This window comes from Subtercola sp. RTI3 (genome assembly GCF_035018625.1).
Classification (GTDB): Bacteria; Actinomycetota; Actinomycetes; order Actinomycetales; family Microbacteriaceae; genus Subtercola; species Subtercola vilae.
Genome location: NZ_JASJXO010000028.1, coordinates 1 through 24,364, shown reverse-complemented (window position 1 = coordinate 24,364; position 24,364 = coordinate 1). Strand labels below are relative to the sequence as shown.

Below are 24,364 nucleotides of genomic sequence, written 5' to 3'. Positions count from 1 at the left end.
GCTGCGAGGAAGCCGCCTTACCCTGTTAGGTATGGCCAGATCCTCTCTCACTCTAGCCGCGCTCGCCACTGCCGCCGTCGCTGGGCTCGACGTTGTTTCGACCACGCCGCTCAGCACAGGCCAGTCGGGCCGGTTCGACTCGGCGCTGCTCACCGTGCGCGGGGGTGACCAACTGGTCATCCGTGTTCCCGTCTCTCAGGAGGCCGAAACCGAGCAGTCGGGCGACCTCGTCGCGTTGCGCGCACTCACCGCCGGTTCCCGTGGGCGGTTGCCCTTTCAGGCCCCCGATTTTCGGGGCCAGGCACCCATCGGCGAGACCCGCGGCATGGTGTACGACTACATCCCTGGCTTCCAGGCGAACCTCGAAAGCCTCGACGCGAGCGTCGAACTGGCCGAATCGTTCGGGCGCGCGATCGCCGCCGTGCACTCGCTGCCCACCTCTGTGGTCACCGATGCCGGCCTGCCGGTCTTCAGCGCCACAGAGTCTGCACGGGCGGCCCGCACGGCGAAAGACCGCGCTGCGGCGACGGGCCGGGTGCCCACCGAGCTTCTGACGCGCTGGTCTGTCGCGCTCGAAGACAGCGCGCTGTGGCAGTTCCAGCCCACCGTCATCCACGGTTCGCTCGGCCCCGAATCGTTCCTGGTTGCGGGCGACCGCGTCACGGGCATCCTCGACTGGTCGAACTTCAAGGTGGGCGACCCCGCGAGCGACCTGTACTGGCTCAGCTCGGTATCGCGCGAAGAGTCGGCCACCCGGGTGTTCTCGGGCTACAACGTTGCCCGCTCGGGCCCGGTCGACCGGCAGCTGCGCAAGCGCGCGCGCCTCTACGCCGAACTCGAGATCGCAAAGTGGCTGGTGCACGGCTCCGAGCGGCGCGACGCCTCAATCGTTGACGACGCTGTGGGTATGCTGACGGCCCTCGCAAGCACGGCACAGGCCGACATTGTGAATCCGCTCTCGAGTGACACCGGGCGAGTGCTTGCGGTCGACGAAGTCGAGCAGATGCTCACGCAGACCCCTCGGTCAGACCCGATCGCCGCTCGTGACCACGCGAACGCGTCACGTATCTCCGACGACGACTGAGCTCCTACCGCTCACGCTGCCACTGCGCATGCTCCCACTGCTCACGCTCACGCTGCCACTGCTCACGCTGCCACTGCTCACGCTCACGCTCACGCTGCTCACGGTCCCATTGCTCATGCTCAGCTGCGGGCGACCCGCTGCCACAGCGTGAGCAGTTCGTCTTCGGAGTACACCCGAACGGGCGCGATCACCTCGTCGACGGCCACGAAGTAGAACACCGCGTCGATGAGGTCGGGGTCGATGCCCTTCCACCGCGCATACGCCAGACGGTAGAGCGCGAGCTGCAACTGCTTCACCTCGAGATCGTCGGCGTCGGCCGGGGCGCGCCCGGTCTTCCAGTCGACGATCTGGTACCGCCCGCCGCGCTCGAACACCGCGTCGATCTTGCACACCACGATGTTCTCGCCGAGCACGAGGTGAATTTCGACCTCCACCTCGGTGGGCGCGAGCCCGGCCCACTCCGAAGCCTCGAAGGTCGCACGCAGCTGGTCAAGGGCTGCCTCTTCGACGGCGTCGCCCGACTCGAGACCACCATCGAGATCGAAGTCGAGTTCACCGACCGCCGCGTCGAGCTGCTCAGAACCACCGATGATGCCGTACCGGTTCTCGACCCACGAGTGAAACCGGGTTCCGAGCCGCGTCTGGCGATAAGGGCGCTCGGGCATCGGGCGCCGAAGGCTCCGCAGCACGGCATCGGGGTCGGTCACATAGTCTTTGAACCGCGACGCGGCGACGCGGGTGGGAATGACGAGCGACTCGCCCGCGAGCGACGCCGCACGCTCGGCCAGGAGAAGGCTGATGGTGTGCGACCACTCCGTTTCTGCGGCGGCATCGGCGTCGAGCACCGCCTCGGCGGCGGCCGTCACGGCCGGGCGCCTCGAACCCAGCGCATCGAGCGGCCAGGGCACGAGCAGCTGCGACTGCGGCAGCGGATTCTCTTCACTCTCGGGGGCCTCGGGCAGGGCATCCGGAGCCAGCAGGCCGTGCTCGGCGAGCTCTCGCAGAAACAGGCCCGGCGCGCGCGGTTTCAGCTGGGCCGACCAGAACGAGCCGCTCAGCAGCAGGCTGTCGCGGGCACGGGTGACGGCCACATAGACCAAGCGGCGCTGTTCTTCTGCGTAACGGTCGACGATGTCGCCGCAGTAGACCTCTTTGGCCTTGGCGAATTCGGCCTGCGTGCTCGACGTGCGCCACGGCAGCACGGGTAGCTCTGAGGCGTCGCCCCGAAACTCGTAGGGCAGCTCGCCGAACGCCAGCCAGCCCTGCTTGCTCTGCGGCTTTCCGGGCAGCTCGTCTTCGACCATGCGAGGAACGCCCACGATGTCCCACTCGAGGCCCTTCGAGCCATGGATGGTCAGAATCTGAACCGTTCCCGGCTCTGGCTCGTCAGAGCGGGGGCTGAGCTTGTCGCGCTTCTCGGCCTCGGTCAGCCACGACAGAAAGGTGCCGAGGCCGGCGGTGGAGTCGGCGGCGAGAAACGAGCTGATCTGCTCGGAGAAAGCGTCAAGGCTCGCCTGGCCCAGATACGAGCGCTCGTTCGCAGCCACCTCGATGTCGAGCAGCAGTTGCTGCTTGACGAGGTTCACGAGGTCGAGCAGGTCAAGGCCCGTGCGTGTGCGGAGAAAGGCCAACTGCCTGCCGGCGAGGCGCAGGCGCTCGAGCCCCACCTCGGTGAAGCCGACGAGCGCACGATGACCATCGCGGGCCTCGCTCACGAAGTCGAGCGCATCGACCAGCGAGCGACCCTCGTCGGGCACCACCGAGCTGCGCAGCCGCTGCTTCACCTCGTCTTCGAGCTTCGCGAAGTGGTGGTCGCGCTCGGCGAGCCACGAGCCCACCCGGCTGAGGGCCTGGATGTCGCGGAGCCCCACCCGCCACCGGGCTCCGGTGAGCAGGCGCACCAACTCAGACTCGGCCGTGGGGTAGTAGATGACTCGCAGCGCCGAGACGAGGTCGGCCACGGCGGGCTCTTCGAGCAGCCCTCCGAGACCGAGCACGTGAAAGGGCACACCCTGCTCGGTGAAGGCGGTGGTGAAGGCGTCGATCTTCTTGATCGAACGGCAGAGCAGCGCCGCAGACTTCTGGCCGCCCTTCGAAGTCTTCTCGGCCAGCTTCTGCTTGAACCACGAGGCCACCTCGCGCGCTTCGTCGTTCACAGTCTCGCCGTACAGCGCGTCGAGTGTGCCGCGACCGGCATCTTGGCGGGGCTCGAGCCGGTGCACTTCGACGGGCGACGCCGCGCTGAGCGGGGCGACCAGGGTGTTGGCGGCATCGAGCACCCGTAGCGGGTTTCGCCAACTGGTCGACAGAGCAAACGCGAGCGCCCCATCGGGGTAGCCCGTGAAATCGGCGGCGAACGTGCCGAGGTTGGCCGCGCTGGCACCACGCCAGCCGTAGATCGACTGGTGCGGGTCACCCACCGCCATCACGGGCATGGCGGCGAACAGCGTCGACAGCAGGCGTGTCTGCACGACGCTCGTGTCTTGGTATTCGTCGAGCAGCACCACGCGGTACCGCTCTCGATACTCGGTGACCACGCGCGGCACTCGCTCGGTGATGGCCAGCGCGAGCGCGACCTGGTCGGAGTACTCCACGAACCCGCGGCGAACCTTCTCGAGCGCGTACTGGTCGGCGAGGTCGGCGAGCACGGGCAGCCCGCTCACGGTTCGAAGGGCATCCCGAAGCGACGCATTCACGTTCGTGACCCTGGTCGAACCGGTGGGCAGGTCGGCCAGCTGAGCGAATTCGACGGCCATGGCGCGCACGTCGGCCGAATCGACGACGTTCTCGCTGAGCGCGCGACTGAGTGACAGCACGGCGCTGGTGAGCGAATCGATGGGTTTGTCGAGATGCACGAGCCGGTCATCCGTGCTGTTGGTCACGATGCGACGGGCGAGCTGCCACGCCGACGCCTCACTCAGAATGCTCGAATCGCCCTCACGCCCGATAAGCAGGGCGTTGTCGCGAAAGATGCTGTTCGCGAACGAGTTGTAGGTGGCGACCGCGGGTGCGTCGAACGGATCGAAGTCGACGTCAGCGATTCCGGATGCTGCGAGCTGGTCGATGCGCGATCGAATACGTACCGCGAGCTCGCCCGCGGCCTTGCGGGTGAAGGTCAGCCCGAGAACCTCCGAGATACCCACGAACCCGTTGGCGAGCAGCCAGACGACACGGTTCGCCATGGTCTCGGTCTTGCCGCTGCCGGCCCCGGCGATCACAATGCTGGGTTCGAGCGGCGCCTCGATGACGGCCTGCTGCTGGGCCGTGGGCGGCGGCAGTTCGAGTGCGTGCGCAATGTCGAGCGCGCTGAGGGCGGGCCGGGGCCCGGGCCGGGAAGTGGTGGTTGGCGCGTCGATGTCGGGGCTCATTCTGTCGGGAGCGTTCACGCGGAGACCGCCTTCACAAGGTGGATGCGGTAGGCATAGCTGCCATGCGGGTCTCGTTCGTCGAGGCCCTCGCGGCCGGGAAACTCGGTGCCGGCCATGCCAACAGCGCCGGTCGTGATGCGCGTGCGAAAGAACTCGGCCGCTTCATCGTCGAGCGGGGCCTGCACAAGCAGCTTGTAGAGCACCTTGTTCGCACCGGCTCCCGAACTCAGAGCCACATAGAGCAGTACTGCTCCCCCGTTCTTGACCGGTTCGGCCACCCCGGCCACCGCGGTGACTTCAGTGGTGTGAGCGGTGTCAGTGGTATCAGCCGTGTCAGTGGTATCAGTGGTATCAGTGGTATCAGCCGTGTCAGCCGGGCGCTTCACACCGACGGCACCCGCCAGCAGGGCGAGCTGGTAGCTGCCGAGCTGGGCGTGCTCCATGACAGCAGGCCCGGTCGGTGCGTATGCGCCCGTCTTCAGGTCGACCACCGTGACGCGGCCGTCGGGCCAGCGCTCGAGCCGGTCGATCGTTCCGCGGAGGCGCGCTCGACCCACATCGAGCGTGAAGCTGTCTTCGCCGCCGAGCAGTTCGCCGCCCAGCCGCTCGAACTCCACCAGATACTGCGAGAGCCCTTCAACCCGGCGCACCGTGCGCAGGCGCTCGCGCTCCGCGAGCCAGGCCGACTCGAAGTCGAGTTCGCCCCAGCGTTCGTCGAGTTCGCTCCACAGCCCCGTCACACTGAGGTCGGGGTCGGGGCGCGCGGTCACCTCCTCCATGACGGAGTGCAGCAGCGTTCCGATGCCGGCCGCAAGCCCCAGCGTGCCGCCAGACACCTTGTCGATGAACCACGCCAGCGGTGACTTCTCGAAGGTCTCGAGCTTCGACGGTGACACGTCGACCATGGCCTCAGGGTCGCCTTCGAGGTCGACCAAGGGTTCGGTGGTCGACGGTTCGAGCGTGCCGTACCAGGTCTGCGGATGCGCGCCCGGCACCCCCTCGACCGCCAGCAGCGCGAGCGCCGACGCCGCACCGGGGTCGCCCGTCTCGACGAGCCTGCGGCGCAGCACCCCCACCAGTCCACGCAGCGACAGCGGATGCCCCGCCACCCATCGTGCGCGCCCCGACCGCTCGACCGCGGCCGCCACGGGCGCAGTCACCGGCGGCACAGGCACCGGTGCCAGCCGCACGAACGGCGAGGGCTGTTCGTCGTCGTTCGCCACGGTGCTCAGCACGGTCTGCGTGCGGGCGCGCGAGACGGCGAGCGCGAACATCCGCAGCTCGTCGCCCATGACTTCGGCACGTTCGTCGACGTCGGCCACGGGGCGAGCCGCGACGACCGCACTCAGTCGGTCGGGGTGCAGCAGCGATCCGCGCAGGCGCAGGTTCGGCCACACCGACTCCTGCAGCCCCGCCACCACCACGACCTCGAATTCGGTGCCGATCACGCCGTTCGGCGTCGAGATGACCACCGCGTCGCTCACCGACCGCGGTGAGAGAGAGTCTTCGGGCACCTCAGACTCGAGGAGGTCGACGAGAAACTCGGTGGCCGGCCGGTTCGGGTACCGCTCGACATACCGTTTGGCCGAGGTGAACACGCCCAGCACGCCGTCGAGGTTGCGGTTCGCTTCGTCAGCGAGGATGCCCGAGCCCTTCGACTGCGCCAGCCACTGTTCGGGCAGGCCGCTGCCATTCCAGAGCTGCCACAGCAGTTCTTCGATGGTCGCCCCGCCCGCGTGCAGGGCGCGCACCGCCGCCAGGTTGTCGGCGAATCGCCCCACGCGCCGTGCCGGTGCCGAATCGATGGTCACGAGCCTCCCCGGCCTTTCGAGTGCGTCGGTGAGCAGCGCGTCGGCCGTGCGATTGCCGTCGCCGGCCAGTTCTTCTTGGCGAAGAGACAATCGCAACCGCCGAAGCGACACCGCGTCGAGCCCGCCGAACGGGCCGAGCAGCAGCTCGCGCGTGACGCTGTCGTCGAGAGCGCGCACCCCGATGGCCACTGCGATGGCCACGGCAAGGTGTCGGGCGGCATAGTCGTCGCGGAGCGCCCGGCCGCCCGTGAGTGTCTTCGTCGGAACCTCGGCCAGCGCCAACCCTCTCGCCAGCGACGAGATGAGCGCGCCGGAGCGCACCACGACGGCCAACTCGCGCCACGGCACTCCCCGCAACAGGTGGTGCTCGCGCAGCACCTGGGCAATGGCTGCCACTTCGGCCGCCGGCGTCGCCACCTGCAGCACCCGCACCTCGTCGACCGTCTCAGCCGCAGCCGCAGTCGCGGTCGCAGCCGCAGTCGCGGTCGCAGTCGCAGCCGCAATCTCAACCTCGGTCGCCGCCGTAGCCTCAGTCGCAGTCAGTGCCGCCACCGTCGCGCCAGCTGTGGCCGCGGCCGGATGCACGTGCGCCGCCGGCACGGGCCGGGGAGGCAGCACCGACCGCGCCGCGCGCTGCCGCCCCGCCGCGGCCGCGCCGACACGACCGGTCGTGCGATCGACGAGGCCCCGGATGCCCGGCCCGTGCCGGTACACGTTCTCGAGGTACAGCGGCTCGCCCACGGGCACCGCGAGCACCGAGCCGAGGCGCCCGAGCGCGTCTTTCTCGCCGCCGCGAAAGCTCGTGGTGGCCACATCGGGATCGCCGAACGCGACGATCGCGACCCCTCGGCGGGCCAGCGTGGAGATGAAGTTCACCGCACCGCTCGACAGTTCGTGAAAGTCGTCGACGATGACGAGTTTCACCGCACCGAGCACCTCGGCACCGCCCCGCACGAGCACGAGCCGCGCCTCGGCGATGAGTTCTGCCGAATCGAGTGAGGCGTCGCGAAAGCTGGCGACGACCTGCTGGTACTCGTGTGCGAACTGGCCCGCGGCCACCCACTCGGGCACACCGTGGTGCCGGCCGAGCTCGGCGAGCGCCTCGGGTGAGACCCCGTCTTCGGTGGCACGCATCAACAGTTCGCGAAGCTCGGTTCGGAAGCCGCGGAGCACCCTCACGTCTGCGGTAAGGGGGTCGGGCCACGACGGCCCGCCGCCGTCGGCCAGGTGACCGTCGAGAAGTTCGGCGATGATGCGGTCTTGCTCGGCGCCTGTCAGCAGGGTGGGAGGCTCGGCGCCGGCCGCAGCCGCGGCGCCCTGCACGATGTGGAACGCCAGTGAGTTCACCGTGCGGGCAAGCGGCCCGTTGGTGGGCACGCCCAGGCGCAGCGCCAGCCGGTCGCGCAACTGGGTGGCCGCCTGCCGAGTGGCCGTGAGCACCATCAGTTCGCCCGGCGCATACCCGCGCACGAGCACCCGTTCGGCCACGAGCTCGACAAGCGTGCACGTCTTGCCCGACCCCGGAGCCCCGATCACAGCCACGCTCTCGCCCTCGGCAACCCGCAGAACGGCGCGCTGAGATGCATCGAGCGCACCATCATGGCTGGCATCGAGCGCGCGGTCAGGGCCTGCGGCGGAGGCGGGAGTCGAAGTCACGAGGCAACGCTAGCGCGAGCCCCCGACACCTGGGCGTGTTCGCTCTCGGCGAGGGGCAAACGACTCGAACGGGCTCTGCCGGGCATCCGGGCTGCCGTAATCTGGGGGTGTGGCAGAAGTTCAGCCCCACGCACAAATTCGAAAGGCACACCTGGTGGAAATCCGTATCGGCATTGCACAATCTCCTCGCGAACTCAGCTTCGAGACCAACCAGTCAGCAGAAGACATCGAGAAGACGGTTTCAGACGCCCTCGCCACCGGCACCGGCCACCTGTCACTGAAAGATAACAAGGGCAAGCTCTACCTCGTTCCTGTTGCGAACCTGAGCTACGTCGAGATCGGCACCGAAGAGTCACGCCGCATCGGTTTCGTCGGCTAACCTACGAGCATGGAACTGCTCTTCATCGTCTTGGGTGGCGTTATTCTGGGCGCCCTGGCGCGGTACATCTTTCCGCTGCGCGACACCCACGGTTCGGTGCTGATGCCGGCTCTCGGCGCCGTCGTGGCTGCCGTGCTGTGGGAGGCGCTGACCTGGCTCGGCCTCCGCTACGACGGCGGCTGGATCTGGGTCATCTCCCTCGTACTGACCGGTCTCGTCGTGGGCATCACCGATGTGGTGCTCGGCCGTCGCCGCCAGGCGAGAGACCGCGCAGAGCTCTCGTCGCTGCTCTCGGGCAAAGCCCGCGTCGCCTGAGCCGCGACGAACGATGCCCGCCACACCATTCGAGCGGGCGATCAGTCTCGACGCCGCCGACCCCCTCGCCGTCTATCGTGAGCGATTTGTCGGCAGTCTCGCGAGCAGCACCGACCCCGTGCTCGCCTACCTCGACGGCAACTCCCTCGGCCGCCCGCTGAAGAGTACGGCTGCACGCCTTGCTGCCTTCGTCACCGATTCGTGGGGCGACCGGCTCATCCGCGGGTGGGACGAAGAGTGGCTGCAGTTGCCCACCACCATCGGCGACGAACTCGCGGGCGCCACCCTCGGCGCGGCGCCCGGCCAGACCCTCATCGGCGACTCGACGACCGTACTGCTCTACAAGGTGATTCGCGCGGCCCTCGACGCGCGGCCCGGCCGCACCGAGATCATCGTCGACTCCGACAACTTTCCCACCGACCGGTACCTGGTCGAAGGCATCGCCGCTGAGCGCGCACTGACCGTACGCTGGGTCGAGACCTCGCGCCGCTCCGGTCTCACGGCCGACCTGCTCGCGGCCGCCCTGAGCGAGCAGACGGCCGTAGTCGTGGCGAGCCACGTCGCCTACCGTTCGGGGTACCTCGCCGACGTACCCACTCTGACCCGCCTCGCACACGACGCCGGCGCGCTCATCGTGTGGGATCTCTGCCACTCCGCGGGCAGCGTCGAGACCCGGCTCGACGACTGGGGTGTCGACCTGGCCGTCGGATGCACCTATAAATACCTCAACGGGGGCCCCGGCTCCCCCGCCTTCGCCTATGTGCGCCGAGACCTGCTGGGTGAGCTCCGCCAACCGATCTGGGGATGGCTGGGGCACGCTGACCCGTTCGCGATGGGCCCCGGATATACCCCGGCCCCGGGCATCCGGAGCTTTCAGAGCGGCACTCCGCCGGTGATCGGCATGCTCGCCATGCGCGACATGATCGCGCTGATCGGTGAGGTCGGTGTCGAGGCGGTGCGCGCGAAGTCGGTCGCACTCACCTCGTTCACCATCGAGTTGGCCGACGAGGTGCTCGCACCCTACGGCGTCGAGGTGGCGAGCCCGCGCGCTTCAGCCGACCGAGGCAGCCATGTGACCCTCGATCACCCCGATTTTCGCGAGATCGTGGCCGAGCTGTGGCGTGGCGGCGTGGTTCCCGACTTTCGGGCGCCCGAGGGCCTTCGCGTGGGGCTCTCACCGCTCTCGACCAGCTTCACCGAGGTGGCCGTGGGCATCGCCGCGGTGCGCGACGCCCTCGAACGCCGCGCCGCCTGAGCCGATGAGCAGGCCGGCGGCTGAGTCGGCAGGCAGGTCGGCAGGCAGGTCGGCAGGCAGGCTGCTGGGCAGGTCAGGCGGTGAGGCCGAGGCCATCCATACGGCGGCTGTGCTTGGCGATGAGCTCAGTGAACACGGGCTCGATGCGCTGTTCGTCGGTGTAGACGTTTCCGCTCTGGTGAATAGCCGAACGCGCCACCAGCAGAGTGTCGCCCACGAGCCGGCGACCCCAGAGCGCCAGGCGCGAACCGAGCATGGGGTCGGCCGCGATGGCATCGGCCAGCAGCACCGGAATCACATCGCGTTTCGTGTCTGCCTCGATGATCTTCGCCGCCTTCGTACCTACGTCGCCCGGAATACCGGCCGCCAGCAGAACGAAGAAGTCGTCGAGGATGCCCGCGGTGAGGTAGATGCTGCTGAGCGACTCATACCAGTCGCCGCCCCGAACAACCGCGGCGTAATGGTCGATGGCCGGAGCAATGCCCTGCATCTGCGCAGCCGGATCATCGGTGACCTTGCCGAGTTCCGCCACCAGGCGGTGGTGCTTGTCGAGGGCCTGCCCCGCGGCAGGGCTCAGCGACTCCTTCGCCCGAACCGACGGCGCCAACGTGGCCACCCGGGCCACCGACTCGAAGATCGACATCTGAATGTACGCAGCCTGGGCGAGGTACGGCTCGAGTTCGGGTGTCAGCTCGGCCAGGGCCACCCTCGGCACGGTGACGCCCGAGCGCCGCGGCCTCAGCCGCTGAACCTCTGTGCGCACCGGTGGGCGTCTGAAAACCTCAAACATTTCGCCGAGTCTACCGGTTGACCGGCACGCCAGAAGAACCCTCACAGCCCGCTTCTATTCCATTTTCGGCATATACCCGTTCGTCTGCAGAGCGCGGCGGCGAGGCGAAAACACCGGATGCTCAGCTAAACTACTCGCAGCCCTGACACGAATCGGGGCCTCTACGCCGCCGCCAGGCGCCATCGCCGGCCCCCGCTTCGCCGCTCTGCCCCGCACCTGCACCCGTACGTCGCGGCCAGAGATGTGCAGCATGATTTCTGATTCAGGCGTAGCCCACACATGACAGGGCATCCACTGTGACTTTCGATTCAACCGTTTCACCCACCGGCAATCCGAGCGATTCCGACGCCGACACTGACCTCGACCTCGACACCGAGACTCCGGTCATCGAGGTCATCGCGCCCGATCCGTTCGCGCCGACCGCCGAGCCCATCGAGGCGACCTTCGCCGACCTGAAGGTGGAGCAAGACCTCGTCGACGCTCTCGCGTCGCACGGCATCCTGCACCCGTTCCCCATTCAGTCGCAGACCATTCCGCTCGGCCTCGAGGGCCAAGACATCATCGGCCAGGCCAAGACGGGTACCGGCAAGACCTTCGGTTTCGGTCTGCCGCTGCTGCAGCGCCTCGGTGCGAACCCCGAGCCGGGTGTTCAGGCACTCGTCGTCGTACCCACCCGCGAACTCGCCGTTCAGGTCACCGAAGACCTGCAGCTCGCCGCGGCGAACCGCCCCACCACTGTCATCGCCATCTACGGCGGCAAGGCCTACGAGGGCCAGATCGAGCAGCTGAAAGCGGGCGCGCAGGTCGTCGTCGGAACCCCCGGCCGCCTGCTCGACCTCGCCGGCCAGCGACTGCTCTCGCTCGCCAACGTCAAGGTGATGGTGCTCGACGAGGCCGACAAGATGCTCGACCTCGGTTTTCTCGCCGACGTCGAGAAGCTCTTCGCCCAGACCCCCGCCGGCCGTCACACCATGCTCTTCTCGGCCACGATGCCGGGCCCGGTTGTGGCTCTCGCGCGCCGTTTCATGTCGCGCCCCATTCACATTCGCGCCACCGACCCCGATGAGGGCCTCACACAGGCCAACATCAAGCACGTCGTGTACCGCGCACACAACCTCGACAAAGACGAGATCATCGCGCGCATCCTGCAGTCGGAGGGCCGCGGCAAGACCGTGATCTTCACCCGCACCAAGCGCGCCGCCGCCCGCCTCGTCGAAGAACTCGGCGACCGCGGCTTCAACGCCGCAGCCGTGCACGGCGACCTGAACCAGGAGCAGCGCGAGCGCGCCATGGCCGCCTTCAAGGCCGGCAAGCGCGACGTTCTCATCGCAACGGATGTCGCCGCCCGCGGAATCGACGTCAATGACGTGACGCACGTGATCAACCACACGATTCCCGAAGACGAGAAGACCTACCTGCACCGTGCCGGCCGCACCGGCCGCGCGGGCAAGACGGGTATCGCCGTGACCTTCGTCGACTGGGACGACATGCACAAGTGGGCGCTCATCAACCGCGCCCTCGACATGGGCCAGCCCGAGCCGGTCGAGACCTACTCGTCGTCACCGCACCTCTTCGAAGAACTGAACATCCCGGTGGGCACCAAGGGCCGCCTGAAGCCCACGCCTGCTGCCAAGGGCCAAGACGCCGCCGATCGCCCGCCCCGCGCCCCGCGCGAAGGCTCACGCGATGGCGGTCGCGACGGTTCGCGCGACAGTTCACGCGACAGTGGCCGCAGCGGTTCGGGGCGCCCCGCCCGCGATGGTTCGCGCGACGGCTCCGGCCGCACCGGTGGGCGTGACGGTGGCCGGGAAGGCGGTCGCGACGCTCGCAGCACCGACACGGCGATCGCTGCTGACGGCGTTGTCGCCGACGGCTCCGCGGCTCCCCGCGAGGGCGGCGACCGGCCTCCTCGCTCGCGCAACCGCCGTCGATCCGGTGGAGCCGGCACGGCCGGCGGTACGGGCAGCGCGGCGGGGGGCGAGAGCACGTCGAGCGATGCCACGTCGAGCAACATGCGCGGCGACACCACCGCGGTGAGCTTCTCGGGTTCGGGCGACGCCGGTGCGGCATCCGGCGCCTCGGTCGACCACCCCGAACAGCACGGCGGCCACGAGCACCACGACGGCAACAGCGCACCGCGCCGTCGCAGCCGGTCTCGCAACCGCGCACCGCGCGCGCCCCACGCCGAGTAGCGCGGCCCGAGGTGTCGGCGCTTTCGCCCCTCACCCCTGCTGAAGAGGTGAAACGCGGCGCCCTTCGCCGCATGAAGTTGCTCGCCACCGGCCTCCTGGTGCTGATGGCGGTCATCTTCGCTGTGTCGTTCGCGCTGCAGGGCCGCTACCCATGGCTTCAGTACGTGCGCGCGGCGAGCGAAGGCGGGATGGTCGGTGCCCTCGCCGACTGGTTCGCCGTCACGGCGCTGTTTCGGCGGCCGTTGGGGCTGAAGATTCCGCACACCGCCATCATTCCCACCCGCAAGAACGAGATCGGCGAGAGCCTCGGCGAATTCGTTGAGGAGAACTTTCTCTCTGACGCCGTTGTACAGGAGAAGCTGGCGTCGGTCGGTGTGTCACGGGTGGTGAGCGGCTGGCTCAGCCAACCCGCGAATGCGCATCGGCTCACGAACGAGATTGCCGGTGGCCTCACCGGTGCGCTGTCGTTTCTGAGCGACGACGAGATTCGCAGCGTGATCGAGGGCCTCGCTCGCACCCACCTCGTGGGGCGCGACTGGTCGCCGCAGATCGGCGAGCTGGCCTCGAGCGTGCTCGCCACCGGGCACCAGCACATCGCGGTAGACCTGCTCGTCGACAAAGCCGAACAGTGGCTGGCGGCGAACCCCGAATCGTTCACCGAACTCGTGTCGAAGCGGCTGCCGAGCTGGCTGCCGTCATTCGTCGACCGGCTCGTCGACGACCGCGTGTACCGCGAAGCGCTGAAGTTCGTGCAGTCGGTGCAGGCGAACCCCGGGCATCCGTTGCGGAAGGCCCTCGACGAGTACCTGTTGCGCCTCGCCGACGACCTGCAACACGACCCCGCCATGATGAAACGGGTCGAAGCCCTCAAAGAGCAGGTGCTCGACGACCCGCGGCTGCGCGAACTCGCCGCGCTGGCCTGGCAGGCGATCAAAGACGCTCTCACAGCCTCCCTCGAGAACCCCGAGAGCGCACTGCGCCTGACGATCGAGTCGACCCTCGTCGACGTGGGTAACCGATTGGCTTCGGATGCCCGGCTCGCGTCGACCGTCGACACCTGGGTGGCGAACGCGGCGTCGCACCTGCTCGCGAGCTACCGCCACGACATCGCTGCCGTCATCTCTGAAACCGTCTCACGCTGGGACGGCAAGGAGGCCAGCCAGAAGATCGAGTTGCAGGTGGGGCGCGACCTTCAGTTCATCCGCATCAACGGCACGGTGGTGGGGTCGCTCGCGGGGCTGGCGATCTTCGCGGTGGCGCAGGGGCTGCTCTCCGCCTTCTGATCCGCGCCTCTCGCGGGCGCGCAACAGTAAGCGCGGAGCTACGCGGTCGGAGCCATTGCGCCGTACACCGGCGCCGAACCGGTGGCGCGGGCGATGAGCGCCGCCAGCACCTCGGGCCGCGTGGTGTTCTCGCCGAGCCGGTTGGGCTTTCCCTCGCCGTGGTAGTCGCTCGAACCGGTGATCTGCAGCCCGAAGAGGGTCGCGAGCTCGTGCAACCGTTCCCGGCCGTCGGGCGTGTTCTGTCGGTGGTCGATCTCGAGCCCGAAGAGCCCGGCATCGACCAGCTCTCGCAGGGCGGTCTCGGGAATCACCCGGTCGCGCCCACCCGCTCCGGGGTGCGCCAGCACCGGCACTCCCCCGGCCGCCACTACGAGCTCGACTCCACGAAGCGGTGTCGGTGCGTAGTGCGGCTGAAAGTAGCCGGCACGCCAGTGCAGAATGCCCTCGAACGCCTGGCTGCGTGTTGCCGCGAGCCCCTTGGCGACGAGCGCATCGGCGATGTGCGGGCGACCCACGGTGGCACCCTCGCTGGTGTGGGCCAGCACGTCGGCCCAGGTGAGGTCGTAGTCGGCCCCGATGCGGGCGACGATCTGTTCGGCACGCTTGAGCCGGGCATCCCGAATCGTGGTGGTCTCGGCCAGCAGGTCGGCGTTCAGCGGGTCGAACAGGTATGACAGCAGGTGCACGCTCGCGTGGCCCTGGCGCGTGCTGAGCTCCATGCCGGGAATCAGGGTGAGTTCACTGTCGCGCGCCGCCTGTGAGGCTGAGGCCCAGCCTGCCGTCGAGTCGTGGTCTGTCAGCGCGAGCGCGGCAAGGCCGGCGCGCTTCGCCGCGACCACCACCTCGTACGGCGTCTCGGTGCCATCCGACGCGCTGCTGTGCGTGTGCAGATCTATGGGTGCGCGCAGAGCGGGCGTGGCATCGGGCATACCCCATCGTAAGCTCACCGCGTCGAGCGAGGGTTCACCCCGGGGGCCCACGCCCTTCGACAAGACTTTCATGGCGCAACGCGCGACAATGGAGTCATGGCTGACACCACCGAAAAGACCCCCCGCGCCACGTCGAACCGCTCTACCACGCCCGGCTCCGACGCATTCAAAGACTACATTTCGAGCAACTGGGCTGAGCGAACGGATGCTCTGCCCCCGGCCCGCAACGAGGCCGCCTTCGCCGCCGCCCGCCGCACCCGCATCGGCGCGAAGTACCCGGGCAAGCGCCTCGTCATTCCCGCTGGCCGCCTGAAGCAGCGCTCGAACGACACCGACTTCCCGTTTCGCGCCCACACCTCGTTCAGCTACCTCACCGGCTGGGGTTCCGACTCCGAGCCCGGCGCCGTGCTGGTGCTCGAGCCTGTCGAGGGCGGGGCCCACGTGGCCACCCTGTACTTTCGCGAGCGCGCCGGGCGCGACTCCGACGAGTTCTACGCGAACCCCGAGATCGGCGAGTTCTGGATCGGCCCGCGCCCCTCACTCGCCCAGGTGTCCAGCGACCTGGCGCTCGAGACCCGTGCGATCGCCGACCTCGACGACATGGTCGACACCGCCGACGAGCACACGCTGATCGTGCGCGACGCCGACCCCGAACTCACCGCGCTGCTCGACGAGAGCCGCAGCCACAGCGCAGCGGCGCTGAAGGCCATCGCCGAGCTCGACGCGGCCGAAGCGCTCACCCCGGCCGGCGAGCCAGACCCCGAAGACATCATCGCGCCCACGCCGAGCGAGCCCGAACGCATCGAGCTCGACACGGTGGCCGACCGGCACGCCGACTCAGACCTGCTCGAACGCGATCTCTCGGAGATGCGCCTCGTGAAAGACGAGTACGAGATCGCCCAGATGCGTCTCGCCATCGCCGCCACGGCCCGCGGCTTCGATGACATCGTCGCCGACCTCCCCCGCATCACCAGCCACGAACGCGGCGAACGACTCGTCGAAGGTGTCTTCAACGGGCGCGCCCGGGCCGACGGCAACGCCGTGGGGTACGACACCATCGCGGCGTCGGGGCCGCACGCGTGCATCCTGCACTGGACCCGCAATGACGGCCCGGTCACACCGGGCGACCTCATTCTGGTCGACGCCGGCGTCGAACTCGACAGCTACTACACCGCCGACATCACCCGCACCCTGCCGGTGAGCGGCACCTTCGGCCCGGAGCAACGGATGATCTACGAAGCCGTTCGCGAAGCAGCCGACGCCGCCTTCGCCATCGTGCGCCCCGGTATCCGGTTTCGTGAGATCCACGCCACGGCCATGTCGGTCATCGCGCGGAAGACCGCCGAGTGGGGGCTCCTGCCGGTGTCGGCCGACGAGGCGATGCAGCCCGAGAACCAGCAGCACCGCCGCTACATGGTGCACGGCACGAGCCACCACCTGGGGCTCGACGTGCACGACTGCGCGAAGGCGCGCCGCGAGATGTACCTCGACGGTGTGTTGGAGCCCGGCAACCTGTTTACGATCGAGCCGGGGCTGTACTTTCAGCCCGACGACCTCACGGTGCCGGAGTCGTTTCGAGGTATCGGTGTGCGCATCGAAGACGACATTCTCGTGACGGCCGATGGCGCAGAGAACCTGTCGGCGGGCATCCCGCGCTCGGCCAACGAGGTCGAGGCGTGGTTGGCGCGCTAGACGCGTGGATGGGCCGCCGAAACCTGGTTGGCACACTGAAACCGGGTTGGCCCACCGAAGCCCAGTCGGGCCGCCCGTCGACGAAGCGGCTACCGTGAGCCCGGTCAGACGGCGCGCGGCGGGTCGCTCGGGTGCTCGGCGGGCGGGCTGAACGGCGGCGGCGTGGGTGCTGTTTCAGTGCCAGGCTGAGGCGCTGCTGAAGCGGCTGGCTGCGCCCACGAGCTGCCCGGCGCCACAATGTTGCGCGCCCGATTGGCCACGTCGCCGTCGGCGATGATCGAATAACTCGTGGCAATGACCTGCATCGTCGACGTGAAGTCACGTCGACGCCTGGTGACGGCGTGCGACACGATGCGAAACAGCATTCCGAACCCAGCACCGATGAGCAGCGCCGCGCCCACGAACTCGAACGACGTCGCCGTCGGCGAGAAGATGACGAGCAGCAGCCCGAAGAAGATGCCCAGCCACGCGCCACTGATGGCGCCCGACACGGCCGCCTTGCCATAGGTGATTGTGCCCGTGATGCTCTCGACGGTCTTCAGATCGCTGCCGATGATGGTCAGTTGGCTCACCGGAAAATCGGCCTGAGACAAGGCTTCGACCGCGGCTTGAGCCTCTTCGTACGTCTCGTAGGTCGACACGATCTCGCCGCGGGGAATACGAGGGGTGGCTCTCGGGCGGGGGCCGCCGAACGGCATCTGGTTGCTCACTCCCCCATTGTTCCACGCACGTCTCCCGCTGCGCCTTCGAGCATGCAGTGAGACGGTCTAAGTTAGAACTGTGAGTGCCACCAGAGTTTTCGTCGCCAGGCTGGCCGGGTGCACCGTTTTCGACCCCGCGGGCGACCGCCTGGGCAAGGTGCGCGACGTGCTGGTTGTCTACCGCTCCAACGATTCGCCGCGCCTCGTCGGCCTCATCGTCGAGATCCCCGGCAAGCGCCGCGTCTTTGTGGGCATCGGTCGTGTCACCAGTATTGGCAGCGGCCAGATCATCACCACGGGTCTGATGAACGTACGGCGGTTCCAGCAGCGCGGTGGCGAGGTTCGAGTGATCGCCGAGATTCTCGGTCGGCGCGTGGTGTTCAGCGACGGTTCGGGTGACGCCACCATCGAAGACGTCGCCATCGAGCAGGCCGGCGCGGGTGAGTGGAGCGTCTCCCAACTGTTCCTTCGCCGCCCGAAGACGAGCGCCAGCCCGTTCGGCAAGGGCCCCACCGTCTTCGCCACGTGGGGTGAGGTGGTCGAGAAAGGCCAGACCGGCCAGTCGCAGTCGGCCGAGCAGCTCATTGCCACGTACGGCGACATGAAGCCCGCCGACCTCGCGAACACGCTCCTCGATCTGCCTCAGCTGCGCATGCTCGAGGTTGCTGAAGAGCTTCCGGATGCCCGCCTCGCCGACGTTCTCGAAGAGATGCCCGAGAGCGACCAGGTCGAGATCATGAACCAGCTCGACGACACCCGCGCGGCTGACGTTCTCGACCAGATGCAGCCTGACGACGCGGCTGACCTCATCGCCCAACTCTCAGAAGCGCGTGGCGAAGAGCTGCTGAAGCTCATGCAGCCCGAAGAAGCAGACGACGTGCGCATGCTGCTCGCGTATGCACCCGACACGGCCGGTGGCCTGATGACCACCGAACCCATCATCGTGTCGGCCGACGCAACCGTGGCCGAAGGCCTCGCCCTCATCCGCCGTCACGAACTCGCACCGGCTCTCGGTGCCGCCATCTGCGTCACCCTCCCGCCGTACGAACCGCCCACCGGCCGCTTTCTCGGAATGGTGCACTTTCAGCGAATGCTGCGGTACCCGCCGCACGAGCGGCTCGGGTCGCTCATCGACGACGGCCTCGAGCCTGTCACGGCCGAGACGAGCGCGGCTGAAGTCTCGCGTATTCTCGCCAGCTACAACCTTGTTTCTGTTCCCGTCGTAGACGAGAACCACCGACTTGTCGGGGTGGTGACTATTGACGATGTTCTCGACTACCTGTTGCCCGACGACTGGCGAAGTCAGGAGGGCGATACCCGAACGCGCGCCCGTTCGGTGCCCTCACTGCAGACCAAGACCGGCACGATTCCGCTTGTGAATGCGGCTTCTGCCGCCCACGAAAAACCCTCACGCGGAAGGAGACTCGGCAATGGCTCGTAGTACCCCCACCCGGTCATCCAGCACCCGTCTCGACGGCCCCAAAGGCCTGCGCACCAACGTTCTGACCCCGCGCAACCGCCAGAACCGGACCAACCGCGACCGTTTCGGTCGTGCAACAGAGTCGATCGCCCGCGGCATGGGCACCCCGTGGTTTCTCATCATTCTGAGTGCGTTCGTTGTGCTCTGGATCGGGTTCAACACCTACGGCCCCGAGAACCTGCGTTTCGACTCGGCTGCCATCGGCTTCACCGCGCTCACGCTCATTCTGTCGCTGCAGGCCTCGTACGCCGCTCCCCTGATTCTGCTCGCGCAGAACCGGCAAGACGACCGAGACCGTGTGCAGATCGAGCAAGACCGCCAACGTGCCGAACGAAACCTCGCCGACACCGAATACTTGGCGCGTGAAGTGGTTGCACTGCGGTTGGCCATGCAAGACATGGCCAGCAAAGACTTCATCCGAGGCGAGCTCAGGGCACTGCTCGAAGAGTTGAGCGTCGCGCAGAGCAGCATCGAGCAGAACCGTGCAGAGCAGAACCGCGCCGGCGAGAGTACGGCTGCGAACCGTGTCGAGGCAAGACAACCCGGTGCCTGAGGTCGCGGCGGCCTCGGCCGTTCGGCTGGCCCTCTCCCGCGTGCTCGACCCGGAGATTCGCAAGCCCATCACCGAGCTCGACATGGTGGGCGACATCACGGTGAACGAGGTCGGCGAGGCGTCAGTGGGCATCAAACTGACGATTGTCGGATGCCCGGCCGCCGACACCATCGAACGCGACGTTCGTGCCGCAACACTCGGCACCGCGGGGGTGACGGCCGCGAGCATCCACGTCACCATCATGACCCGCGAGGAACGCGCCGCCCTCACCGAGAAACTGCGCGGCCCGGGAGGTGCCCGAACCATGCAGTTCGGGCCAGAGTCCCTCACCCGCATCTACGCCGTGACCAGCGGAAAAGGTGGGGTGGGCAAGTCGACGCTCACCGCCAACCTCGCCGTGGCGCTGGCGGCAGAGGGGCTGAGCGTCGGCATCGTCGACGCCGACGTGTACGGGTTCTCGATTCCGGGCATCCTCGGCCTCGTCGTGAACGGTCAGACGCAGAAGCCCACCCGCGTCGACGACATGATTCTGCCGCCCGTTGGCTACGGAGTGAAGATCATCTCCATCGGCATGTTCGTCGATGACAATGCCGCCGTGGCGTGGCGCGGGCCGATGCTGCACCGAACGATTCAGCAGTTTCTCACCGACGTCTACTTCGGCGATCTCGACGTTCTGCTGCTCGATCTGCCGCCCGGCACAGGCGACGTGGCCATCTCGGTGGGGCAGCTGTTGCCGCACGCCGAGGTGCTCGTGGTCACGACTCCCCAGCCCGCCGCCGCCGACGTGGCCGAGCGCTCGGGCGTCGTCGCGCGCCAGACCGGCCAGAAGATCGTCGGCGTGATCGAGAACATGGCGGGCCTTTCCCAGCCCGACGGCAGTGTGCTCGAGCTGTTCGGGTCGGGAGGAGGGGCAGAGGTTGTTCGGCGGCTGTCGGCGGGTCAGGATGCCCCCGTGCCCCTGCTCGCCTCGATTCCCCTCAGCGTGGCCCTTCGCGCCGGCGGCGACGTGGGCGCGCCCATCGTGCTCACCGACCCGCTCGACCCGGCCAGCGTGGCGATCCTCCGCGTCGCGGCCCAGCTCGCCGCCCGCCCCCGCGGACTCTCCGGCCTGAAACTGCCCGTCACCCCCCGCTGACCCGCCGCTCTGCGGCCCCGGCACGACGCGACGCGCCGCGCGCGAGCCTTCGTCGCTCAGCCGGCGAGCCCGAGCCGCCCGCGCACGAAGTTCAGCAGCACCTCGCGCGCCGTCTCGACCGTCAGGCCCGACTCGCGGCAGTAGCACTGCACGGCCAGCCCGTCGACGATGGCGGCCGTCTCTGACGCGAAGGCCTGCGGGTCGTCGCAGACGAACGCCTCTGACGCCACGCCGTTCTCGACGATCTCCTGCAGCGCGTGCCGCCAGCCGGCGTAGTGGTCGTTCATCCACCGGCCGTACTCGTCGTCGCGCGCCGCAGCCGACCAGAAGTCGAACCAGATCAGCCAGTGCCGACGGGTGTCGGTGTCGGTTCGAAAGAGCCCGCCGAGCAGCAGCGTGAGCGCCGACACCGGGTCGGGTGCCTCACGGGCGCTTCGCTGCAGGGGCTCGTAGAAGTCGGTGGTCTCGCTCTTGACGACCTCCATCAGAACCTCGTCGAGGCCTTTGAAGTGGTACGTGATCGTGCCCGGAGACACCCCGCTCGCCCCAGAGATGTCACGAATGAGAACGTTGAACAGCCCCTTGTCGGCGATGAGGTCGCGCGCCGCATTGATCACCAGCTGGCGGCGAATCTCTGTGGGGTGCCGCTGCCGCTCTGTCGCCGTCTTCGCTCGCGGACGGTTCGCCTTCTGCTCGACCTGGGTCTCCATGTGGCTTTCGTTACTTTCGCTGTCTCGTCAGGCTGAGGTTCGCGGAATCGACGTGCGATACGTTCTCTCGAAGAATAGTTCGTCGCCTTCGAAAGTCGTCACGGTGCTCGCGAGTTCGAACGCGTGTCGTGTCGCCGTGATCACCGAGTGGGTGTGGATGCTCGTCTTCCACTCGCCCCGCTCGAGCGAGATTCGCCACTCCGACTCCGCGCGGGCTGTGAGCGGGTCGTTCTGCTCGATGAAGTAGGTCTCGAGCGCGTCTTCGCTGAAGTGCAGCCCGTCGGGAAAAATGCGGTTGCCGCCGTAGTTCGGGTCGACCGTCACCGTGTAACTCTCGGTCTGCGGCTCGTAGCGCACCTCGCGCTCGGGCCGAACGACGGGCGGCGGCCCAGCCGTCACACCCATCGGCGACGACTGCTCGGCCTCTTCGAAGCTCACGCGACTCGAACCGATCACGGCCGGGTCGAGGTCGTCGAGGGTCAGGATGCTCGCGGCCGCGTCGATCGAGACGGAGCCTCGTTCGCCGTGCGGCCAGATCCACGGCCAGTACGTGGTGGCGAGGGCCAGCCGCAGTTTGTGGCCCGCCGGCACGTGCCACGAGATGGCCGTGAACTCGATGGCCGCGTCGACGAACTCGCCCGGAATCAGTTCGTCGACGGCATCCATACCGTTGCGGTGCAGAAGGTTGATGGCGCCGCGCGTGATGAGGGTCGACGAGCCGTCAGGCGCCACGTCGCAGAGGCGCGCGATGACGGTCGCCCTGGCGGCCGTGCTGCTGACCCGCAGGGTGAGACGCGCGAACCCCAGCAGGTTGATGTCTGAGGTGAGTACCGGGGTCTCGAACACGACCGAGCGGCCGTCTTCGGCGCGCTGGTCGGGTGGCAGGTCAGAGAGGTTTCCGAACGGAAACCAGCGGGCGGCGTCGACGCCGTGGTGCTGCGGGGTGTCGATGAGGGCGACGTTCGAGGCGTCGGTGGCGAGGCTTCGAAGGTCGCTAGCCAGCGAGAAGGTCTTCGACGAGATGTCGGCCGAGGGCCACGACGACAGACCGACCCAGCTGCCCTCGCGCACCGGGTAGTGCGTGGCGGGGCGAACAGACTCCTGGTGGTAGAGACGGAGCGCCGGCTCGTCCATGACACCGGTGTCGATGCCCTTCAGCCAGTGATCCCACCAGCGGAGGGTCTCCTGCAGGAAGCCGATGGTCGGGCCCGGGGTGCGCTGGATGTCGGGGTACTGGTGCGACCACGGGCCGACAATACCCTTCACCGGCGCGTCGAGCTTGTCGACGAGACGCAGAACGGCGTTGCGGTACGGGTCGGCCCAGCCGCCCACCGCGAGAACCGCGGCCTCGATGGCGGAATAGTCTTCGTTCACCGAACCGTGGCGCCAATAGTCGTCGCGCTCCTGGTGCGCGAGCCAGATCTCGGAGAACGGCCGCAGGGCATCCAGTCTCGCCGCCCACATCGAACGCCAGGCGTCACCGACGTGCGCGGGGTCTGGCGGGCGGCTCTGGAAGGCGAGCATGGTGCCGGCCCACGCGCTCATGTCGATGCCGAGCATCGCGCCGCCGTAGTAGTGAACGTCGTCGGCGTAACGGTCATCGGTTGAGCACACCGTGACGATGGCCGCGAGGGCTGGCGGGCGTTCGGCCGCGAGCTGCAACGAGTTGAAACCGCCCCACGAGATGCCGAACATGCCCACCTTGCCGGTGCACCACGGCTGCGCTGCCAGCCACGCGATGACCTCGAGACCGTCGGCCTGTTCCTGCTCGTGGTACTCGTCGAGCATGAGGCCCTGCGAGTCACCGGAGCCGCGCATGTCGACGCGCACCGACGCGTAGCCGTTGCCAGCGTACCAGGGGTGGCGCTGGGCATCGCGCGGGCCTGTCCAGTCGCTGCGGCGGTAGGGCAGGTATTCGAGCAGCGCTGGCACCGGGCTCGCCTCGGCATCGTCTGGCAGCCAGATTGTGGCGGCAAGCAGCGTGCCGTCGCGCATCGGAATCGAGACGTCGGTGAGCACGGTCACGGTGCGGTCGAATTCGGTGCGGATCTTCATGGTGGAGCTGGCCTTTCAGGGTGGGGCGGGGGTGGTGCGGTGTGGCGGAGGGTGATGACTGCGCCGGTCAGGCGCGGGTACCGGATGCGCATGCGACCGGGGGTGCGGCGCTGCGGCCGCCGCGAGCGACAGGCTTCAGGCCGCGACGAACGCCGGCTCGTGGATGAGTTCGGGCAGTGTGGCGTGGCACGTGATGTGATGGGTCTCTGACACCGCGAGATCGGGTGGCGTCACCGTGAGGCACACGTCACGAACGATCGGGCAGCGGCTCGCGAACGGGCAGCCGTGCTCGGGCGGCGCCAGCGGCACCTCGTCTGCGACCTTCTCGAGCGTGTCGGAGTGCTCGTCACCGAGCTCGATCACCGCGTCGAGCAGCAGCCGTGTGTACGGGTGCGAGACGTTCGCGAAGATCTGCTCGACCGTGCCCTCTTCGACGATGCGCCCGAGGTACAGCACGATCACGCGGTCGGCGATCGCCCGCACCACCGCCAGGTCGTGGGTGATGAAGAGGAACCCGATCTGCTTCGACGTTGCGAGCGTGTCGACGAGTCGCAGAATCGACGACTGCACCGAGACGTCGAGCGCCGAGACGATCTCGTCGGCGAGCACGAGCTGCGGCTGGGCCGAGATCGCCCGCGCAATGCCGACCCGCTGGCGCTCACCGCCCGACAGCTGCCCGGGCAGACGCTCGGAGTACGACCCGGGCAACTCGACGTCGCTGAGGGCACCCGCCACACTCGCGCCGCGCACCTTGAACAGGTCGATGGGGCGCTGGATGGCCGCTTCGACACTCTTGCGCGGGTTCAACGAGGTGTCGGCATTCTGAAAGATGAGTTGCACGGCCTGGCGCTCGGCCTTGGAGCGCCGAGCCACCGTCGCCGCGAGCGGCGCACCGCCACCACGTGCAGCAGAACCGGCGCCACCGCCCGCGCCGGCCGCGCGACGGCCTGCACCAGCAGCAGCCCCAGCCCCCGCC

Annotated in this window: 18 protein-coding genes; 10 read left to right on the top strand and 8 right to left on the bottom strand. The window is 68.1% G+C overall.

Annotated features, from left to right (window positions below):
• The first annotated feature begins 31 nt into the window (after nt 1–31).
• Nucleotides 32–1,084, top strand: coding sequence for a phosphotransferase (locus tag QN358_RS11545; RefSeq protein ID WP_136642003.1), 1,053 nt, complete (start codon nt 32–34; stop codon nt 1,082–1,084).
• A gap of 119 nt (nt 1,085–1,203) precedes the next feature.
• Here QN358_RS11545 and QN358_RS11540 read toward each other — a convergent pair whose 3' ends face one another.
• Together QN358_RS11540 and QN358_RS11535 are read right to left on the bottom strand one after the other, a co-directional pair.
• Nucleotides 1,204–4,452 carry an ATP-dependent DNA helicase gene (locus QN358_RS11540; RefSeq protein WP_136642054.1) on the bottom strand — a complete coding sequence of 1,083 codons (3,249 nt, stop codon included), beginning with the start codon at nt 4,450–4,452 and terminating at the stop codon, nt 1,204–1,206.
• 14 nt (nt 4,453–4,466) lie between these two features.
• The gene (locus tag QN358_RS11535; RefSeq protein ID WP_323512434.1) at nt 4,467–7,919 is read right to left on the bottom strand and encodes an ATP-dependent DNA helicase; all 3,453 of its coding nucleotides are present in this window, start codon (nt 7,917–7,919) and stop codon (nt 4,467–4,469) included.
• A 154-nt stretch (nt 7,920–8,073) separates the two neighbouring features.
• Between QN358_RS11535 and QN358_RS11530 the strand changes: the two genes are divergently transcribed.
• The 3 genes from QN358_RS11530 to QN358_RS11520 are packed head-to-tail and all read left to right on the top strand — an operon-like array spanning nt 8,074 to nt 9,868.
• Entirely contained in the window at nt 8,074–8,298 is a 225-nt protein-coding gene (locus tag QN358_RS11530; RefSeq protein ID WP_136642005.1) for a DUF3107 domain-containing protein, read from the top strand.
• A gap of 9 nt (nt 8,299–8,307) precedes the next feature.
• The gene (locus QN358_RS11525; RefSeq protein WP_136642006.1) at nt 8,308–8,613 is read left to right on the top strand and encodes a hypothetical protein; all 306 of its coding nucleotides are present in this window, start codon (nt 8,308–8,310) and stop codon (nt 8,611–8,613) included.
• A gap of 13 nt (nt 8,614–8,626) precedes the next feature.
• Nucleotides 8,627–9,868: a kynureninase gene (locus tag QN358_RS11520; protein ID WP_323512433.1), complete on the top strand. Its 1,242-nt coding sequence runs from the start codon at nt 8,627–8,629 to the stop codon at nt 9,866–9,868.
• A gap of 73 nt (nt 9,869–9,941) precedes the next feature.
• Here the strand turns inward: QN358_RS11520 and QN358_RS11515 are convergent, their stop codons facing one another.
• Nucleotides 9,942–10,658: a ferritin-like fold-containing protein gene (locus QN358_RS11515; protein ID WP_323512432.1), complete on the bottom strand. Its 717-nt coding sequence runs from the start codon at nt 10,656–10,658 to the stop codon at nt 9,942–9,944.
• A 395-nt stretch (nt 10,659–11,053) separates the two neighbouring features.
• On the opposite strand from QN358_RS11515, the gene QN358_RS11510 reads away from it, so the two are divergent.
• The gene (locus QN358_RS11510; protein ID WP_416351984.1) at nt 11,054–12,850 is read left to right on the top strand and encodes a DEAD/DEAH box helicase; all 1,797 of its coding nucleotides are present in this window, start codon (nt 11,054–11,056) and stop codon (nt 12,848–12,850) included.
• 47 nt (nt 12,851–12,897) lie between these two features.
• On the top strand, nt 12,898–14,133 hold the full coding sequence (locus QN358_RS11505; RefSeq protein ID WP_323512431.1) for a DUF445 domain-containing protein: 1,236 nt from the start codon (nt 12,898–12,900) through the stop codon (nt 14,131–14,133).
• Nucleotides 14,134–14,171: 38 nt separating this feature from the next.
• Here the strand turns inward: QN358_RS11505 and QN358_RS11500 are convergent, their stop codons facing one another.
• Nucleotides 14,172–15,062, bottom strand: a complete 891-nt coding sequence (locus tag QN358_RS11500; protein WP_323512430.1) for a PHP domain-containing protein — start codon at nt 15,060–15,062, stop codon at nt 14,172–14,174.
• A gap of 96 nt (nt 15,063–15,158) precedes the next feature.
• On the opposite strand from QN358_RS11500, the gene QN358_RS11495 reads away from it, so the two are divergent.
• Nucleotides 15,159–16,754, top strand: a complete 1,596-nt coding sequence (locus tag QN358_RS11495; RefSeq protein WP_323512429.1) for an aminopeptidase P family protein — start codon at nt 15,159–15,161, stop codon at nt 16,752–16,754.
• Between the two features lie 104 nt (nt 16,755–16,858).
• Here QN358_RS11495 and QN358_RS11490 read toward each other — a convergent pair whose 3' ends face one another.
• The gene (locus tag QN358_RS11490; protein WP_237280340.1) at nt 16,859–17,464 is read right to left on the bottom strand and encodes a general stress protein; all 606 of its coding nucleotides are present in this window, start codon (nt 17,462–17,464) and stop codon (nt 16,859–16,861) included.
• A gap of 70 nt (nt 17,465–17,534) precedes the next feature.
• On the opposite strand from QN358_RS11490, the gene QN358_RS11485 reads away from it, so the two are divergent.
• Genes QN358_RS11485 through QN358_RS11475 form a run of 3 tightly spaced genes read left to right on the top strand, consistent with a single transcriptional unit; the run spans nt 17,535 to nt 20,623 of the window.
• Nucleotides 17,535–18,896, top strand: coding sequence for a magnesium transporter MgtE N-terminal domain-containing protein (locus QN358_RS11485; RefSeq protein ID WP_136642010.1), 1,362 nt, complete (start codon nt 17,535–17,537; stop codon nt 18,894–18,896).
• A complete protein-coding gene (locus QN358_RS11480; protein ID WP_136642011.1) occupies nt 18,886–19,488 on the top strand; it encodes a DUF1003 domain-containing protein in 603 nt (200 codons plus the stop codon). Before QN358_RS11485 ends, QN358_RS11480 begins: the two co-directional genes overlap by 11 nt.
• Complete coding sequence (locus QN358_RS11475) at nt 19,481–20,623, top strand: Mrp/NBP35 family ATP-binding protein (RefSeq protein ID WP_323512428.1); 1,143 nt, start codon at nt 19,481–19,483, stop codon at nt 20,621–20,623. The genes QN358_RS11480 and QN358_RS11475 overlap by 8 nt, the downstream gene beginning before the upstream one ends.
• Nucleotides 20,624–20,679: 56 nt before the next feature.
• Here QN358_RS11475 and QN358_RS11470 read toward each other — a convergent pair whose 3' ends face one another.
• The 3 genes from QN358_RS11470 to QN358_RS11460 form a co-directional block, all read right to left on the bottom strand.
• Nucleotides 20,680–21,333, bottom strand: coding sequence for a TetR/AcrR family transcriptional regulator (locus QN358_RS11470; RefSeq protein ID WP_323512427.1), 654 nt, complete (start codon nt 21,331–21,333; stop codon nt 20,680–20,682).
• 27 nt (nt 21,334–21,360) lie between these two features.
• Nucleotides 21,361–23,388 carry a CocE/NonD family hydrolase gene (locus QN358_RS11465; RefSeq protein ID WP_136642014.1) on the bottom strand — a complete coding sequence of 676 codons (2,028 nt, stop codon included), beginning with the start codon at nt 23,386–23,388 and terminating at the stop codon, nt 21,361–21,363.
• A 135-nt stretch (nt 23,389–23,523) separates the two neighbouring features.
• Nucleotides 23,524–24,364: oligopeptide/dipeptide ABC transporter ATP-binding protein (locus QN358_RS11460; RefSeq protein ID WP_323512426.1), on the bottom strand; the 841-nt coding region annotated here is incomplete at its 5' end.

What these genes read in the sequence shown, in the direction of transcription:
- QN358_RS11515 (WP_323512432.1), bottom strand. Translation starts at nt 10,658, where the DNA reads ATGTTTGAGGTTTTCAGACGCCCACCGGTGCGCACAGAGGTTCAGCGG.
- QN358_RS11470 (WP_323512427.1), bottom strand. Translation starts at nt 21,333, where the DNA reads ATGGAGACCCAGGTCGAGCAGAAGGCGAACCGTCCGCGAGCGAAGACG.
- QN358_RS11495 (WP_323512429.1), top strand. Translation starts at nt 15,159, where the DNA reads ATGGCTGACACCACCGAAAAGACCCCCCGCGCCACGTCGAACCGCTCT.
- QN358_RS11520 (WP_323512433.1), top strand. Translation starts at nt 8,627, where the DNA reads ATGCCCGCCACACCATTCGAGCGGGCGATCAGTCTCGACGCCGCCGAC.
- QN358_RS11465 (WP_136642014.1), bottom strand. Translation starts at nt 23,388, where the DNA reads ATGAAGATCCGCACCGAATTCGACCGCACCGTGACCGTGCTCACCGAC.
- QN358_RS11500 (WP_323512430.1), bottom strand. Translation starts at nt 15,062, where the DNA reads ATGCCCGATGCCACGCCCGCTCTGCGCGCACCCATAGATCTGCACACG.
- QN358_RS11480 (WP_136642011.1), top strand. Translation starts at nt 18,886, where the DNA reads ATGGCTCGTAGTACCCCCACCCGGTCATCCAGCACCCGTCTCGACGGC.
- QN358_RS11525 (WP_136642006.1), top strand. Translation starts at nt 8,308, where the DNA reads ATGGAACTGCTCTTCATCGTCTTGGGTGGCGTTATTCTGGGCGCCCTG.
- QN358_RS11540 (WP_136642054.1), bottom strand. Translation starts at nt 4,452, where the DNA reads ATGAGCCCCGACATCGACGCGCCAACCACCACTTCCCGGCCCGGGCCC.
- QN358_RS11545 (WP_136642003.1), top strand. Translation starts at nt 32, where the DNA reads ATGGCCAGATCCTCTCTCACTCTAGCCGCGCTCGCCACTGCCGCCGTC.